Below are 17,465 nucleotides of genomic sequence, written 5' to 3' on the forward strand. Positions count from 1 at the left end.
CAGCCGCTGGCTTTTGCTCAGCCGGAGCTGCTGCTTTTGCTGGCGCACTGCCTGCAACTTCAAAAACAAACACAAGTGAGCCAGTTTTGACTTTATCGCCAGCGGCCACTTTAATTTCTTTAACGGTACCAGCAAACGGGGCTGGTACTTCCATAGCCGCTTTGTCGCCTTCAACGTTTAAGATAGATTGCTCTTCTTCAACCGTATCACCAACAGCAACCATGATTTCAGTTACTTCAACTTCATCATCGCCAATATCAGGCACGTTTACTTCTTTTGTGCTTGGCTCGGCGCTTTGAGTAGTCTCTGCTGGCGCAGATTCTTGCTTTGGCGCATCTGATGCAGGTGCACTTGAGCCAGCTACTTCAAAAACAAACACTAAAGAGCCTGTTTTTACTTTGTCGCCTTCGGCTACTTTAATTTCTTTTACAGTACCGGCAAAAGGAGCTGGTACTTCCATAGATGCTTTATCGCCTTCAACACTTAAAATTGACTGCTCTTCATCTACGCTGTCACCAACAGCGACCATGATTTCTGTTACTTCAACTTCGTCGTCACCAATATCTGGTACGGTTACTTCTTTAGTTGAAGAACCTGAAGCTTCTGCAGGTGCAGATGCCTCAGTTTTAGCTGGCGCTTCTGGCTCACTTTGTGAACCTGACTCTTCGCCTTCAAAAATCATGATTAACGACCCTGTTGTTACCGTGTCGCCTTCGCTTACTTTAATTTCTTTGACTGTACCTGCTTGCGCAGCAGGTACTTCCATTGATGCTTTATCGCCTTCAACGGTTAGTAGCGATTGATCAACATCTACTTTGTCGCCAACGCTTACTAAGATTTCGGTTACTTCAACGTCATCGCCACCGATATCTGGTACATTAATTTCAATACTCATTGCAAACCTCTTATGCGTACAGTGGATTTAGTTTGTTTGTGTCAATGTCGAACTTTTTAATTGCTTCAACAACCACTGACTTTTCAACATCACCACGTTTAGCAAGTTCAGATAACGTAGCAACAACCACGTAGCTTGCATTAACTTCAAAGTGACGACGTAAGTTTTCACGGCTATCAGAGCGTCCGTAACCATCTGTACCAAGCACTTTATAGTTGCTGCTTGGAATAAATGAACGCGCTTGCTCTGCGTAGTTTTTCATGTAGTCGGTCGCAGCAACAGTCACTGAGTCGTTTAATACGCTAGTGATGTATGGCGTTTTTTGCTCGCTTTCTGGGTTAAGCATGTTGAAACGCTCAACGTCTTGACCGTCACGGGTAAGCTCATTGAATGATGTTACTGAGTAAACATCAGAAGCAATACCGTACTCTTCGCTTAAAATGGCTGCAGCTTTACGCACTTCAGTCATAATAGTACCTGAGCTTAATAACTGTACGTTGGCTTTTTTACCTTCGTAGCTTTCAAGCTTGTAAATACCTTTACGAATACCTTCTTCAGCGCCTTCTGGCATTGCTGGTTGATGGTAGTTTTCGTTCATAAGCGTTAGGTAGTAGTAAATGTTTTCTTGGTTTTCACCGTACATACGACGAATACCATCTTGAATAATTACCGCTACTTCAAATGCGTACGTTGGGTCATAAGAAATACAGTTAGGAACCGTATTTGCAAGAATATGGCTGTGACCATCTTCGTGCTGTAGACCTTCACCATTTAGCGTAGTACGACCTGCTGTTGCACCTAATAAGAAACCACGTGCTTGTTGGTCACCCGCCATCCATGCCATGTCGCCAACACGCTGGAAACCAAACATAGAGTAGTAAATGTAGAATGGGATCATAGGTAAATCGTTAGTGCTGTAAGATGTTGCAGCAGCTACCCATGACGACATTGCACCTAGCTCGTTAATACCCTCTTGAAGTACTTGGCCTGATGTAGCTTCTTTGTAGTAAGAAACAATATCGCGGTCTTGAGGGGTGTAGTTTTGGCCATGTGGATTGTAAATACCGATTTGACGGAATAAACCTTCCATACCGAATGTACGTGCTTCATCAGCAATAATTGGCACAATGTTTTTACCAATGCCTTTGTCTTTTAGTAACACGTTAAGTGCACGTACAAAGCCCATTGTGGTAGAAATATCACGTTTTTGCTCTTCAAGTAGCGGCTTAAATGCGTCTACTTCTGGCAGTTTTAGCTCTTCAGTAAACTTAGGAATACGTGTAGGTGTGTAACCTTTAAGTGCATCACGGCGTGCGTGTAAGTACTTGTATTCTTCCGAACCTTCTTCAAGCGTTAAGTATGGAAGATCTTTAATTTGCTCTTCTGATACTAAATCTTGTAGGCCTAAACGATCACGTAAGTGTTCAACATGGCTCATGTCCATTTTTTTCACTTGGTGCGCAATGTTTTTACCTTCTGCCGCTTCACCCATGCCGTAACCTTTTACAGTTTTAGCAAGAATTACGGTAGGACGGTCGTTGGTTTGCTCAGCTTTTTTAAATGCAGCATAAAGTTTTGATGGCTCATGACCACCACGCTTAAGCGCAAAAATTTCGTCATCAGTCATATCTGCAACAAGTGCAGCTGTTTCTGGGTAACGGCCAAAGAAATGCTCACGTACGTAAGCGCCATCTTTCGCTTTATATGTTTGGTAATCACCATCAATTGTTTCGTTCATCAACTGTAGTAATTTACCTGATGTATCTTTAGCTAGCAGAATATCCCATCCGCTGCCCCATACAACTTTAATTACGTTCCAACCAGCGCCTTTAAATAGGCCTTCTAGTTCTTGAATAATTTTACCGTTACCCATTACTGGGCCATCTAAACGCTGTAAGTTACAGTTAATTAAGTAACATAGGTTGTCTAGCTTTTCACGTGCAGCAAAAGAGATTGCGCCGCGTGATTCTGGCTCATCCATTTCACCGTCACCTAAAAACGCGTATACACGTTGGTTTTTAGTGTCTTTTAAGCCACGGCCGTCTAGGTATTTTAAAAAGCGTGCTTGGTAAATAGACGCAATTGGACCTAAGCCCATAGATACCGTTGGGAACTGCCAAAATTCAGGCATTAATTTAGGATGCGGGTATGACGGTAAACCTTTGCCATCTACTTCTTGACGGAAGTTATCAAGCTGTTCAGCCGTAAGGCGACCTTCAACAAATGCACGCGCATAAATACCCGGAGAAATATGACCTTGGTAGTAAACTAAGTCACCGCCGTCTACCTCATTTGGCGCTTTGAAAAAGTGGTTAAAACACACTTCATAAAACGCAGCTGATGATTGGTAAGACGCCATATGGCCGCCTAAGTCGAGATCTTTTTTCGATGCACGTAATACAATCATGATTGCATTCCAACGAATAATCGAACGAATACGACGCTCAAGGTTTACATCCCCTGGGTACGCCGGTTCTTGATCTACTGGAATAGTATTAACGTAGTTAGTTGTTGTGCCAGTTGGCATATCAACGCCGTCTAAACGGGCTTGCTCTAACACTTGCTCAAGTAAATACTGAGCTCGTTCAACACCTTCTTCGCGCACAACTGATTCAAGAGCTTGTAACCACTCTTGTGTTTCTAGCGCGTCTACGTCAATTTTATTGACTTCAGACATATGGAGGTTTCCTTATGTTTAAAATACGAATGTTGTTAATTTAATACCACGTATACCTAATTTAGTGTGTTCTAAGTACAGCGTATTAGCTTAATTTTGTTTTGTGCGTCTTAAACTACGTTCAATTCGCGAATGCTCTTTACCCGCTTCAAGTAATGCTTCTTCAATAAAGGCTAAATGGGCATTACTTGCTAAACGGGCTTGTTCTGGATTGCCCTCAATTACGGCATCCATTAATAAGCGCCGGTGCTGGGCTAATTGATTGCTAATATCTGGTTTTTTTAATAAAACCGTTAAGTTTTGCAATACATTTTGCTCCAGTAGCGCTTGCATGCCTCGCACTAAGTGAAGTAAAACCACGTTGTGTGAGGCTTCGGCTACACTAAAGTGAAACGCATTAATTGCTTTGGCTTTTAATTGTAAATCGTTATTAACTTGAGCAATTTTATCAAAGCTTTGTTTAACCTTGGTAAAATCGGTGCTGGTACCACGAAGCGCCGCATAATATGCTGCAATCCCTTCAAGTGCATGACGAAATTCAAGTAAATCGAACTGTGATTCAGGATGCTTACTGATCAAATCAAACAGCGGATCAGTGAGTCCCTCTTCAAGCTGATTTTTTACAAACGTGCCACCGCCTTGCCTGCGAGTGACCAATCCTTTTGCTTCTAGCTTTTGGATAGCTTCACGCAGTGAGGGGCGAGACACCTCAAACTGTTTTGCTAGTTCGCGCTCTGGCGGCAGTTTTTCACCTGGCGCTAATGAGCCCTCAAGAATCATATTCTCAAGTTGCTGTAAAATAACATCAGATAATTTTGCTGCTTTAATCTTTAAAGACATTAATCAACGTCCACGTTGCATAAATACTAAAAAGCCTAATTTTTAAGGCCTAGAGCTTGACGATTTACCCAAAAGGTAAATTGGTCATACCAAAAATTTTCAATAAGGTATCAAAAAGGCAAATAACTGTCAATTTACGGGTTATTTGAGCAATTAGAGTAGCGTAACGCATTTTGAACCAAGTTCAAACAATGCACAATTGAGGTTGTTTTATTCAAACGTTAACAAGATGAAAATAAATGGTCTGACCAGAGCTAATTAGAATATTCACTCTAGTTGAAATTATTGAAGAAATTAATTTTTGAATCAAAGAGGGTCGTAGCGGGTTTACCCCGCGACCAATTATCCTGCCGCGATACTCACCCTAAGAGAGATACACATTGCGCGATGTAAAATCGCGACTACACAGAACCGTAGTACGTCGCGCGATGTAAAATCGCGACTACGCAAAATCGTAGCAGCGGGTTTACCCCGCGACCAACACCCTCACCCCGATATTCATCCTAAGCGCGGCGTACATTGCGCGATGTAAAATCGCGACTACGATAAACCGCCAAATAAAGTAAGCAGTGCAATCAGTACTAAATAAAAAAGCACGTTGCGTTTAACTAATTTAATCATACAAGTGGCTTCAATAGCACATCCGTAATAACGCTGCTCTACTTGCTCAGCCGCAAGCGCTGTAAACGTAACTACTTTGCGGTTTGGCGTTTTAAAATCCAATACATAATGCAACCAGCAGCTTGTACCTTTATTAAAGTTACCAATAACTAAGTAACCAAAGCTTGCAACACGCGCTGGTAGCCAATCTAGCCAAAATAATAATTTGTGCAGCAGCGTAAAACGATTTGCAAACACCACTTTATGGTTTTCTTTAACTAAATCGGCCAACGTACGCACTATTGCATACAACACGGCTCCTGGGGCGCCAAGCATTACAAACCAAAAAATAACGGCGCAATAAAATCTAAAATTAATCCACGCTAAGGTTTGCCCAAATGTTTCTCCGCCCTCTTCATCCTCTAGGTGTTTTTGCCCCATTTGTAGTGCGTATAATGAGGCCGCGGTTTTATCATCCCGCGTTAGTGCATTTAAATACGACTTATATAAAGCGCGGTGCTTAGCACAACCAAAACAAACCAATAAAACCGCAACATTTATAGCCAATTGCCATAGTACAAAGTCAGAGAGTACATATATAAGCGCAACAGCCACTACCGGCAAAAGTAACCAAATTAAAAAGCCAATTGCCGAGCTAAACAATCCGTTTTCACTAAGTAATTTACCCGAGCGATTTAAATAACCATTAACGTAATGGCTTATTTGCCAATACTGTGAGCGCGCACCTAAACGCTCAAGTATTAGTGCAATAATTATAGAAACTAAAATCATGATAGCGACTCACTTAATTTGCTTGTTCTAGCCTGCTTATATAAGCAGGCCAATTAAAACTTTCCCCAGGGTCGGTTTTTCGCCCAGGTGCTATATCGCAATGCCCTACTACTCTCTTAGTGGTTATAAGCGGGTAACGGGTCATAATTGCCTTTGTTAGATTATGTAAGCTGGTGTACTGCGCCTGAGTGTAAGGTGTGGTATCTGTACCTTCAAGCTCAATACCTATACTAAAGTTATTACATGCGCTTTGCCCTTCATATTCAGATTGTCCGGCATGCCACGCGCGTTTATTAAATGGCACATATTGAATAATCTCGCCAGTACGTTTTATAAAACAGTGGGCTGACACTCTAAGACCATTTAAATCACAAAAACTGGGGTGCGCATTACAGTCAATCTCACCCATAAACAGTGCATCAACGTATTCGGTGCCAAATTGCCCAGCCGGCAAGGAAATATTATGAATTACCAACAGCGAAATATCGGTATTTTCAGGGCGATCATCAAAATGCGTACAGGGCCGCTGCGTTATATTAGCGACAACTCCGCTTGAATCTATCTGCATTATTTTAATACCACGGTATACATAAACTTGATGCTAAAGGATTTATATAAAGAATGATAGCCATTGCGGTTAGCTAACATTCAGCTGGTAGCATTACTTTTAGTAGCCATACTATATATGTAGGTGTAATAACCCCCGCTCATTTAAAAGCGCTTCTATTAGTTATTTAAACATAGTAAAATTTGCTTAATTTATTAACACTTATGAGCCTTCATATGTCAATTTCGCACACGCTTATTACTCAACTTGTCACCCTCGCCTTAGATGAAGATCTAAATTATCAATCAGCACAAGACGGCGACATTACCGCGCAGCTTATTCCACAAAACGAGCACGCAAATGCTAAAGTAATTACCCGCGAAGACTGCGTTTTTTGCGGTAAAGACATCATTATAGAAGTGTTTAAGCAAGTAGATCCAAGCGTTGAAGTAAACGTATTAGTAAATGATGGCGACTTTGTGCCAGCAAATAGCACCTTATTTACAGCTAAAGGTTCTGCCCGCGCTATTTTAACTGCAGAGCGTACCGCGCTTAACTTTGTACAAACGCTTTCGGGTACCGCAACCACAACTGCAAATTATGTAAAAGAGCTTAGCGGCACCACAACCCAGCTGCTCGATACCCGTAAAACAATACCAGGACTCAGGCTACTTCAAAAATACGCTGTAAAATGCGGCGGCGGTGCAAATCACCGTATAGGCCTATTTGATGCGTTTTTAATTAAAGAAAACCACATAGCAGCGTGTGGCGGTATTGATAAAGCAGTCGCACAAGCCAAGCAAAACCACCCTACAAAACCCGTAGAAGTAGAGGTTGAGTCGTTAAATGAACTTGAGCAAGCCATTAATGCAGGCGCCGATATAATCATGCTCGACAATTTTAGCGTTGAACAAATTCAGCAAGCTGTGGTCACTACTAATAAGCGCGCTAAATTAGAGGTTTCTGGTAATATGACGCTAGAAACGCTTAAAACTTACTCGCAGGCAGGTGTCGACTTTATATCCAGCGGCGCACTTACAAAAAATTTACAATCAATCGATTTATCGATGCGTTTTGTATAGTTTTAACGCTACACTTAAATTACAATAGCGCTAATTGATTGACAAAATAAGTAAAAAGGCATTTAATAATCCAAAAGGCTTAATTTGTAACAACTTGTTAAATAAAGTCGACTTTTGAATAAACTATAAGTGCTTTAAGCATAAAAAAAGTGTTAGACTAAACTTGTTGTATTACTTTCTTGAAAAATATAGTAATAAGTAACTGCTTTTTGTTTTAATCTTCAAAAAATACCGAAAAGATTAAAGCAAATGGTCAGTATGTTTCCTATATTTAGTCTACTTTGTGTTTAGGTAGTCTGTGCAAGTTGCAACATAATGAACTCACATTTAGCTTTTGTGTTTCATACCTAAGGCTAAAAGTACATGAAAATTTATTTTTAAGTAAATCTGTAAAGTTAATCAGGTAAATTAAGTTTGGCACTTTCGCCACTAACCCCTGACTATCTTACAAAACATTATCCTTTAGGAGAGGAAACATGAAAACAATGACTCAAAAACAACAGGGTTTCACCCTAATCGAACTAATGATTGTTGTAGCAATCATCGGTATTCTTGCTGCAGTAGCTTTGCCAGCGTATCAAGATTATACGGCTAGAGCGCAAGCTTCAGAGGCAGTATCTTTAACATCAGGTATCAAAACCGGAGTTGCTGAGTTTTATCAAAGTGAAGGTGGCTACCCAAGCGCGACAACTACTCCAGCCCTTAGCACTTTTCAAGCAAGTGGAACATACTCAGCAGTAGCATTAAAAGCTAATGGTGTAATTGAAGCAACAATGAATTCCACTGGTGTTTCTAGTGATTTGCAAAGCGCTGTTTTCACATTTACACCTTCGGTTACTGGGGGGTCATTTAAATGGTCATGCTCTCACAATTTAACTAATGAAGCTATAGCACCAAAAGGCTGTGGTAAAAGCTAATTAGAAAAAAGGGGGATAATTCCCCCCTTAAACAAGAATGAGAGACTCTTACCCTTTTAATATAAGCATTTTATTTTTGTGCCTTTTTTTGTTTATATCCATTTCCCCACTTTCTGAGCTTATTCAAATCAATGATTACAATAGACAACGTTTTGCTCAAGTTGCTTTATTGATTGCTACAGCTAGGTATATTTTTTTAGTCGATTTAATAAACATTAAATATAAGAGTGCTCTCTTAATAATTTTATCTTTTGGCTTACTTTCTACACTTTTAAGCGATTTCCTTTTCACAGCGCTATTAAACTATACTCATTTTATTTTGTTAGGGGGGGTAGTAGCGCTAGGGTATAAATCAAGAAAACATATCAGAATTATTTTTTATCTTTTATTCCTCTCCAATATACTTTTAGTCTCATTAATTTTACTAGATATGTCATTTTTCGTAATATCAGGAGAAAAGCTAAACTTTAAAAAAGTTCACTTTGTATTTTCAAACGTTCGTTTTTTTAACCAATTTCAAGTAATAACACTTTTTTCTTTAATATTTGCCTTATCCACACCAAGTATCAGGCGCTTAGCTCTTATATTTATATTTATAAATTTTTTTATCATGCTACAAACAGGTGCGAGAGGTGCAATTCTATCTTGCTTGTTGATTTTCTTTTCCTCCTTTCTTTTAAAAACCGATAAAGTATCAAAAGAGGCATTAACAACTACATCAAAAGTTTTATTAAGTTCATTTGTTTTTTTCTTTATTGTAAATTTAAACATTGGTATTGGTAATGAACAACTGGATTATACATTTAGATATTCAAGCTCCGGCAGAATTGAGCTTTGGGAAGAGCTTATAAATAGACTAACAATTAAAAACATAGCATTAGGTAGTGGCCCAGGCTCTTATGTATCCTATTTATACGAACTTGGTCACCCACACAATAGTGTACTTCAAATACTTTATAATTGGGGCTGTGTTATTTTGATTACTGTATCTGCTATGCTAGTTCACTTGATAAAGCACCTATTAATCAAAAAAAACTTTTTTCCTCTTGAAAAGTTAACAGCTTTTGCAACATTTATGAGCTTAATAGTATATTCTCTTTTCAGTGGAATAATTGTAATGCCCCTTCCACAAACCTTTTTATTTTTCTTTTGGGGACTGCTACTTGCTTACGCACTTAACATAAAAATGGAGACTTTGGTTTTAAGCAAGAGGAAAATCATCATTTTAGTTATCATTATATGTATATACTTACTTCTTGTTTTGAGTAGTAAGTTATGTATTCACTCCCCGCAGTATGGTCCTAGCTACTGGAATCATGGTGTAATTTCTTTTCAATCTTGCAGCCTAAGTGGTTAAGGTCAAAATGTGACAAAAAAAATAGAAAAGCATAATCAAGATACCTTCGAGTGGGTGGGCGTAAGTGCACGTGGTAAAAAGTTAGAGGGTGAGATGACTGGAGCCAGTATTGCATTAGTTAAAGCCCAACTTAGAAAACAAGGTATTACACCATCAAAAGTAAAGCGAAAAGCTAAACCTCTATTCGGGACTCGTCTACAAAAAATCACCCCGAGAGATATCGCTTTAGTCACACGACAAATCGCTACTATGTTAATGGCCGGCGTACCACTCATTCAAGCTATTGAAATGATAGGTACAGGCTCTACCAACAAAAGCGTAGCCAAGCTGATGGAGACTATCGGCGATGAAGTAAAAGCAGGTCAGCCGCTTAGCCAAGCGCTACGAAAACACCCTCGCTATTTTGATGATTTATATTGTGATTTAGTCGCTTCAGGCGAGCAATCAGGCGCGCTTGATAAAATATTTGACCGCGTAGCTTTATACAAAGAAAAATCCGAAGCGCTTAAATCAAAAATTAAAAAAGCCATGTTTTATCCTATCGCGGTTTTAGTTGTGGCTCTTATCGTTACTTCAATACTGCTTATATTTGTAGTACCGCAGTTTCAAGATATATTTAATGGCTTTGGCGCAGAGTTGCCTGCCTTTACTTTATTTGTAATCGCCATTTCTGAATTTATGCAGGAATATTGGTGGATGATGTTAATAGCACTTGTTGGCTTTGGCTATGCTTTTAAAGAAGCTAAACTCAGAAGCTTAAAACTCAGAGATGCAACCGACAGAGCTATATTAAAGCTGCCTATAATTGGCATGATTTTAAACAAAGCCGCTGTTGCACGATATGCTCGTACGCTTTCGACCACCTTTGCTGCAGGTGTACCACTTGTTGATGCACTCGACTCAGCTGCTGGTGCATCCGGTAATGCTGTGTATCGTTATGCTATTTTAGATATTAAAGCAGAGGTGAGCTCGGGTAATCAAATGAACTGGGCGATGCGTAACTCTAAAATATTCCCCGACATGGTTATTCAAATGGTGGCCATTGGTGAAGAGTCTGGATCGTTAGATGGTATGCTAGCCAAAGTAGCAACTATTTACGAGCAAGAAGTTGATGATGCAGTTGATGGCTTATCTAGCTTATTAGAGCCACTTATTATGGCTGTGCTTGGCGTGCTTGTAGGTGGCTTAATTGTGGCTATGTACTTGCCTATTTTCCAGTTAGGCTCTGTAATTTAAAAACATAACTGTAAGCTGTAAGCAAAATTTCAAACGCTAATTAATAGCTTGCAAGATAAAATGAATAGTAAGAACTATTCAACACAGCGAAATAAAATTGGCCTATAAATGGCCTGAAGTTAGGTATTTTAATGGAAAATCTTTTTCTTGATATAACCTCTGCGATGCAAAGTCAGCAGTGGTTTTATTTAACCACGGTTGGCTTAATTAGTTTATGTGTAGGTAGTTTTTTAAATGTAGTTATTTATCGACTTCCGTTAATGATGCAGCGAGAATGGCAAAGTGAATGTAGATTATTATTAGAAGATGAATTAACAAACAAACCTACACAAACCAACACCAATGAGCCATTTAATTTAGTAAAACCAAATTCTACCTGCCCTAAATGCAAAACCGCGATTAAGCCTTGGCAGAATATACCTATTATTAGCTGGATTGTGCTTAAAGGTAAATGCGCTAATTGTAGTAACCCAATATCAGCACGTTACCCAATAGTTGAAGCCATTACCGCGCTATTAAGTTTAGTTATTGCCTACAGTTTTGGGGCTACTGAGCACGCCCTTTTATATATTTTTGTAACCTGGATTTTAGTGGCGCTCACCTTTATTGATATTGACCATATGCTCTTGCCCGACCAGCTCACTTTACCTTTAGTATGGCTTNGGGGGCAGCCTGCGGCTATTTAAGCCTGTGGAGTGTATTTTGGTTATTTAAGCTATTAACCGGCAAGGAAGGCATGGGCTATGGCGATTTTAAGTTACTGGCCGTATTTGGCGCACTGCTTGGGTGGCAGTCACTATTAACCATTATTTTGCTTTCAAGCGTGGTGGGCGCCATTATTGGTATTGCCCTTTTAAGTATTCAAGGTAAAGACAAAGCAACCCCCATTCCATTTGGCCCCTACTTAGCCATAGCGGGTTGGATAACACTGCTGTGGGGCGCTCAAATTCAAGCTGCGTATTTTAATTTAATTGGTTATTAGTATGAATAAGCCAGCAACTAAAATAAACAATTGGGTATTGGGTTTAACAGGCGGTATTGGCTGCGGTAAAACGGCTGTTAGTAATATGTTTGAAGAGCTAGGTATTTGCGTTGTTGATGCCGACATTATTGCTCGCCAAGTAGTAGCCCCTAACAGCACAGGGCTAAATGCAATCATTGAACACTTTGGCGAGGGTATTTTACTACCCGATGGCACATTAAACAGAGCAGCGCTGCGCACTAAAATATTTACCAACGATGATGATAAAAATTGGCTTAACGCACTATTACACCCGCTCATTCGGGAGAAAATACTCACCGATTTAAATAATGCAAGCAGTGCTTATGTTGTATTAGTTGCACCATTATTGTTTGAAAATAAACTTAACAAATACTGCAACCGCACTTTATTGATTGATGTACCACAGCCTGTGCAGATTGAACGTACTATAAAACGCGACAATATTAGCCTTGAGCAAGTAAATAGCATTATAGCGTCGCAAATGCCGCGTGAAGAAAAACAACAAAAAGCTGATGATATTCTAAATAATGACCGCGATTTATCGCTTGTTCATGCAGAACTTGTTGTTCTTCATAAAAATTACCTACAATATGCAGTATAAAATACAACTAATGCCCCTTAATGCGGTCATAACAACATAAACTCGTAATTTGGTTAGCAAAAAAGGTGTTGATAAGCACAGCGAATTTAATCACCTGCTTTTTTCTGATAAATTGTTAACTATTGAAGGACTAAAATAGGTGCGCAATGAATATTAACTCACCGTTATTGAGAAAATTTATAACGCTTGGCCGCATTGATGCCGATACCGTAAAAGCAAAACAGCAAGAGTTTGCCTCAACCGCCGAGCTTATATCTAAATGTGGAAAAATTGACAGCAACGACTTAGCTGAACAATGTATAGACTTATTTCGCGTACCGTATTTTGATTTAAAAGACTTCGACCCTGCACAAATCCCCGAAGACTTAGTTAAAGAAAAGCTAATACGTAAACACCACATTTTACCGCTGGTTCAAAAAGGCAGAAAAGTATACATTGCCGCCTCAGATCCAACTGACTACGGTGCCTTTGAAAACTTTGAATTTAGCACCGGCTTATCGTGCGAAATAGTCGTGGTTGACTATATTCAGCTAGATAACAAAATTGAGCAACTACTTGATGCTGCAGGCAGCTTAGATTTAAGCGCCGATGAATTTAAAGAGTTTGCCGACCTAGATAGTGAAGGCCCTAAAGAAACCACACCTAAAGATGATGATAAAGACGATGCGCCAATCATTGTTTATATCAATAAAATTTTAATGGATGCCATTAAAAAAGGCGCTTCTGATTTACACTTTGAACCTTACGAACACAAATACCGTATTCGCTTTCGTATTGACGGTATTTTGCATGAAGTTGCCAACCCACCAAATACATTAGCAAGTAAGCTATCGGCGCGTATCAAAGTAATGTCGAGGCTCGATATTGCTGAAAAACGTAAACCACAAGATGGCCGTATTAAATTAAAAATTACAGAGCGTAAAAGCATCGATTTTCGTGTAAGTACTATGCCTACATTATGGGGCGAAAAAATAGTAATGCGTATTCTTGATTCATCAAGCGCTATGCTAGGTATTGACGTATTAGGTTACGAAGAGGATCAAAAAAAGCTCTACATGGATGCGCTTGGGCAACCACAAGGCATGATACTAGTTACCGGCCCAACGGGCTCTGGTAAAACCGTATCGCTTTATACAGGTTTAAATATACTTAACCAGCCAGAGCGTAACATTAGTACCGCCGAGGATCCGGTAGAGATAAACCTTGAAGGGGTTAACCAAGTACAAATTAACCCTAAAGCCGAAATGACCTTTGCTAACGCCCTGCGTGCATTTTTACGTCAAGATCCAGATGTAGTGATGGTAGGTGAAATACGTGACCTAGAAACCGCAGAAATTTCAATTAAAGCGGCGCAAACGGGTCACTTAGTGTTATCAACACTACATACCAACTCAGCGCCCGAAACCATAACACGTTTATTAAATATGGGCGTGCCTGCGTATAACGTGGCAAGCTCTATAAGTTTGATTATTGCCCAGCGCTTAGCTAGGCGTTTATGCCCTAAGTGTAAAACTCCAGAAACACTGCCAGCAGAAGAATTGGCTCGTCAAGGATTTAGCACAACACAAATTGAAGATATGACACTATACGCACCCAAAGGCTGCGAAAATTGCACCGATGGTTACAAAGGCCGTGTGGGTATTTACGAAGTAATGCAAATTACCCCTGAAATTGCACAAATTATTATGCGCGGTGGCAACTCGCTCGAAATCGCAGAGGTATCGCTACAAGCTGGGTTTAATAACTTGCGATTATCGGGTTTACGAAAAGCCGCCGATGGTTTAACGTCTCTGGCTGAAATTAATCGCGTAACCAATATGTAAAAGTGATAGCCCTAATTAGGGCTAAAACACATTGTAGAGAGTAAAGTATGCCAACAATTGTTAACTGTCCAACCTGTAAAAACAAAGTTGAATGGTCACAGCAAAGCCCACACCGACCTTTTTGTTCTAAGCGCTGTCAGCTTATTGATTTAGGTGAATGGTCTTTTGAGAACAATAAAATATCAACGCCTATTTCCTCGGCTAACCAAATTAGCCAAGATATGATTGAAGATATTGAAGAGATGATGGCTAAAAACGATGACGACTTTTTTAAATAAACGTTTTTCACCCTCTTAAACGACAAAAGCCAGCATTAAGCTGGCTTTTTAGTGTTTAATCTATAAATTAGTCTCTTTGCTTACGGTGTTTTTTACCCATACGCTTTTGCATTTTTGCAAACTTTTCTTGCTGCTCTGCGTTAAGTACCTGCATTACTTGATGCTGTGTTTTTAGCTTAATTAAGCCAAACTCAGTGCCTTTTTCGTGGCGTGCAGCTAATAGCTCTTTTGCAGCGTTTTCGTCAAATGTTGGTGCGCTAAGTAGGGCATCCATTTTCTCTTTTTGAGCCTTACGCTGTGCTTTACGGGCTTCTTTATCATCGCCGCGCACTGCTTTCATCTGTGTTTTTTGCGCTTCAAAAATAGCTTCAAGCTTAGTTTGCTGTTCTTGCGTTAAATCAAGCTTGTCAGCACCGCGCTCAGATAATAAAAAACGCGCTTGAGAATGGCCTTGCTTATCGTGCATGCCGCCTTTTGCTAATACGCTACCGGCGCCAAGTGTAGCCGTTGCTAGACCACAAATAAGTACTAATTTTGAAAGTGTATTTACTTTAGTCATAATCATCACCTTAATATTGGATGGATTGAATTTGGTTGTGACTGCTAAGTCAGTGAGTTAACTATACATCTTGCAACGCAAAGTAACGCAAAGCAGTGTAAAGGTTGTGTAAAGATTCACTTTTGCACAATTTAAGAAGTAAAATAACCATATAGAAATTGCCTAAGGGTTTGAAATGAAGCTATTAATGATTGATGACGACACAGGTTTGTGCGAACTACTTACTGAATATTTAGCCGCGCAAGGTTTTGACGTACAAAGCGTTCACGATGGTGAGCAAGGCTTAAAGCTTGCTCTATCAAATGACTACGCGCTGATATTGCTTGATGTCATGCTCCCCACCCTTGATGGTTTTGAGGTACTTAAACAACTTAGGCAAACAAAGCTAACACCAGTTATTATGCTCACTGCAAAAGGCGAAGACTTTGATCGCATTTTTGGCTTAGAGCTAGGCGCAGACGATTACATACCCAAACCATTTAATCACCGCGAGTTACTTGCCCGTGTAAAAGCTATTACCCGTCGTATAGAGCACATAAATAGCCTAAACGTTGCAACGCCTAGCAAAATGAATATAAATGGCATTACGGTTAATCTGGCAGCCCGAGAGGCCGCTATTAACGAGCACACCCTCACGCTTACTGGCACAGAGTACGAAGTACTGGTGTTACTAATTAAAAACGCCGGCGAAGTTGTTAGTAAAGAGCAAATAAGTGAAGAAGTATTAGGCAGGCGCTTAGCTTCGTTCGACCGCTCAATTGATATGCACGTTAGCAATATTCGAAAAAAAATAGCTGAGCATATTCAAGGCGAGCGAATAAAAACAATGCGAGGAACAGGTTATGTCTTCATCCAAGGTGAGTAATAAACATTACTTTGCATGGCTAAAGCACCCTCGGCATTATTTATTTTTTAAAATATTTATTTGGTTTTGGCTAACAATAACGGGCACGGTGGCTGCGCTTATATTTTTAAGCAACATTACGGCAATTAATGCAGTAAGCACCGAGCCTTTGCGTGGGCCAATGAAAAAAAACCTAATTTATACTGCCAAAAGCATTGAGCGAAGCGCCACTAAACACAAGCGCACCCTTGCTGATGTTTTGTCGCACCCTAGGCTTTCAAAACGAAAAATTTTATTTTTAGGCGCAGCACAACCCGAAGACGCATTAAGCAATAAAGAGATCCCCGCTGAAATAGATTTAAACTTACTTAGCTTTAGTCAAAACTTGGCGCCACAGGTCATTTTTACCGAAAAATACCAAGCTTTCGGCCCTATTAATATTAACGTGCCAGAGGGGCAGTTTTACCTCTACGAAATAGACATTAACCACCAACCTCCTTTGCTCATGCGCTTTAAGTTAATGCCAAATTGGATGAAAGTACTCGTGGCTATTTTTGCTTCTTTAATCCTGAGTTTTATTTTTAGTCGCAATTTAATCGCCCCAATTAACAGCCTTAAAAAAGCAGCTATAAAACTTTCATCTGGCGATTTATCAGCGCGAGTTGCCATACCTGCAAGCAGAAAAGACGAGTTAGGAGTACTTGGGCGCGACTTTAACAGTATGGCTAATCAGCTTGAACAACTTATTAGTGCCCAAAAGCGCTTACTGGCTGATATATCTCATGAGTTACGCTCCCCGCTTACGCGTTTAAAAATGGCAACGGGCCTTGCACAAATGCAAGCCAACGAGGCAAGCCAATCGTATTTATTACGTATAGAAAAAGAAGCAAACCAGCTTGATAAAATGATTGCCGACGTGCTGCAAGTGTCGCGTTTAGAAGCGCAAAGCCAAACACTGTCACTGCAAAAGCAATCGTTAAAAGATATAGTAGAGCACGTATTAAACGATGCGCAGTTTGAAGCCAAGCAAAATACTAAAACACTTACTTTTAGTGGCAATGCCGATGTAATGCTAAGCTGCGATGAATCATTAATTGCCAGCGCACTCGAAAACCTATTACGTAACGCAATAAAATACGCGCACAGCAACATTAGCTTTAACGTACACTACAACAACCAAATCTATATAGAGATTTGCGACGATGGCCCTGGCGTTCCAAATGAGCAACTTAGCAAGCTTTGTGAGCCCTTTTTTAGGCAATCTGATGCTCGCGACAGAGTAAGTGGCGGCACAGGGCTTGGCTTAGCTATCGCTAAAAATGCTATTATTGCCCACGGCGGTAGTTTAGCGCTATCTAATAAAGAAAAAGGCGGGCTTTGTGCCAATATCACCCTGCCACTAATTAAAGAGTAA

At 40.0% G+C, this 17,465-nt stretch carries 15 protein-coding genes and 1 pseudogene; 10 read left to right on the forward strand and 6 right to left on the reverse strand.

Going from position 1 to position 17,465, the window contains the following annotated elements; genetic code table 11:
- The 5 genes from L650_RS0112730 to ampD all read right to left on the reverse strand — a co-directional run.
- Nucleotides 1-895: biotin/lipoyl-containing protein (locus L650_RS0112730; RefSeq protein ID WP_029773354.1), on the reverse strand; the 895-nt coding region annotated here is incomplete at its 3' end.
- Nucleotides 896-905: 10 nt separating this feature from the next.
- Nucleotides 906-3,572 (reverse strand): pyruvate dehydrogenase (acetyl-transferring), homodimeric type, encoded by a 2,667-nt coding sequence (aceE, locus tag L650_RS0112735; RefSeq protein WP_024031395.1) that lies wholly within the window; start codon nucleotides 3,570-3,572, stop codon nucleotides 906-908.
- A gap of 90 nt (nucleotides 3,573-3,662) precedes the next feature.
- Nucleotides 3,663-4,412: a pyruvate dehydrogenase complex transcriptional repressor PdhR gene (pdhR, locus tag L650_RS0112740; RefSeq protein WP_004588597.1), complete on the reverse strand. Its 750-nt coding sequence runs from the start codon at nucleotides 4,410-4,412 to the stop codon at nucleotides 3,663-3,665.
- Between the two features lie 540 nt (nucleotides 4,413-4,952).
- Nucleotides 4,953-5,804, reverse strand: coding sequence for a beta-lactamase regulator AmpE (ampE, locus tag L650_RS0112745; protein WP_029773355.1), 852 nt, complete (start codon nucleotides 5,802-5,804; stop codon nucleotides 4,953-4,955).
- 13 nt (nucleotides 5,805-5,817) lie between these two features.
- Nucleotides 5,818-6,372 (reverse strand): 1,6-anhydro-N-acetylmuramyl-L-alanine amidase AmpD, encoded by a 555-nt coding sequence (gene ampD, locus L650_RS0112750; protein ID WP_029773356.1) that lies wholly within the window; start codon nucleotides 6,370-6,372, stop codon nucleotides 5,818-5,820.
- A 215-nt stretch (nucleotides 6,373-6,587) separates the two neighbouring features.
- On the opposite strand from ampD, the gene nadC reads away from it, so the two are divergent.
- The 8 genes and pseudogenes from nadC to yacG all read left to right on the forward strand — a co-directional run bounded on the left by nadC (nucleotide 6,588) and on the right by yacG (nucleotide 14,648).
- Entirely contained in the window at nucleotides 6,588-7,433 is an 846-nt protein-coding gene (gene nadC / locus L650_RS0112755) for a carboxylating nicotinate-nucleotide diphosphorylase (protein WP_029773357.1), read from the forward strand.
- A 476-nt stretch (nucleotides 7,434-7,909) separates the two neighbouring features.
- Nucleotides 7,910-8,350, forward strand: coding sequence for a pilin (locus L650_RS24575; RefSeq protein WP_171044758.1), 441 nt, complete (start codon nucleotides 7,910-7,912; stop codon nucleotides 8,348-8,350).
- A gap of 37 nt (nucleotides 8,351-8,387) precedes the next feature.
- Complete coding sequence (locus L650_RS0112765; RefSeq protein WP_029773359.1) at nucleotides 8,388-9,707, forward strand: O-antigen ligase family protein; 1,320 nt, start codon at nucleotides 8,388-8,390, stop codon at nucleotides 9,705-9,707.
- Nucleotides 9,708-9,716: 9 nt separating this feature from the next.
- Entirely contained in the window at nucleotides 9,717-10,943 is a 1,227-nt protein-coding gene (locus L650_RS0112770; protein WP_029773360.1) for a type II secretion system F family protein, read from the forward strand.
- Nucleotides 10,944-11,074: 131 nt separating this feature from the next.
- Nucleotides 11,075-11,925 (forward strand): annotated as a pseudogene (locus L650_RS0112775) (prepilin peptidase).
- A gap of 1 nt (nucleotide 11,926) precedes the next feature.
- Nucleotides 11,927-12,547, forward strand: coding sequence for a dephospho-CoA kinase (coaE, locus tag L650_RS0112780; RefSeq protein WP_029773361.1), 621 nt, complete (start codon nucleotides 11,927-11,929; stop codon nucleotides 12,545-12,547).
- Nucleotides 12,548-12,693: 146 nt separating this feature from the next.
- Complete coding sequence (pilB, locus tag L650_RS0112785) at nucleotides 12,694-14,370, forward strand: type IV-A pilus assembly ATPase PilB (protein ID WP_029773362.1); 1,677 nt, start codon at nucleotides 12,694-12,696, stop codon at nucleotides 14,368-14,370.
- A gap of 47 nt (nucleotides 14,371-14,417) precedes the next feature.
- Complete coding sequence (gene yacG, locus L650_RS0112790; protein ID WP_004588606.1) at nucleotides 14,418-14,648, forward strand: DNA gyrase inhibitor YacG; 231 nt, start codon at nucleotides 14,418-14,420, stop codon at nucleotides 14,646-14,648.
- A 67-nt stretch (nucleotides 14,649-14,715) separates the two neighbouring features.
- Here the strand turns inward: yacG and L650_RS0112795 are convergent, their stop codons facing one another.
- Nucleotides 14,716-15,207, reverse strand: coding sequence for a Spy/CpxP family protein refolding chaperone (locus L650_RS0112795; RefSeq protein ID WP_029773363.1), 492 nt, complete (start codon nucleotides 15,205-15,207; stop codon nucleotides 14,716-14,718).
- A gap of 175 nt (nucleotides 15,208-15,382) precedes the next feature.
- On the opposite strand from L650_RS0112795, the gene L650_RS0112800 reads away from it, so the two are divergent.
- The gene (locus L650_RS0112800; RefSeq protein WP_004588608.1) at nucleotides 15,383-16,072 is read left to right on the forward strand and encodes a response regulator; all 690 of its coding nucleotides are present in this window, start codon (nucleotides 15,383-15,385) and stop codon (nucleotides 16,070-16,072) included.
- On the forward strand, nucleotides 16,050-17,465 hold the full coding sequence (locus L650_RS0112805) for an ATP-binding protein (protein WP_029773364.1): 1,416 nt from the start codon (nucleotides 16,050-16,052) through the stop codon (nucleotides 17,463-17,465). The genes L650_RS0112800 and L650_RS0112805 overlap by 23 nt, the downstream gene beginning before the upstream one ends.

Source organism: Pseudoalteromonas sp. TB51 (assembly GCF_000498055.1).
GTDB lineage: Bacteria > Pseudomonadota > Gammaproteobacteria > Enterobacterales > Alteromonadaceae > Pseudoalteromonas > Pseudoalteromonas atlantica.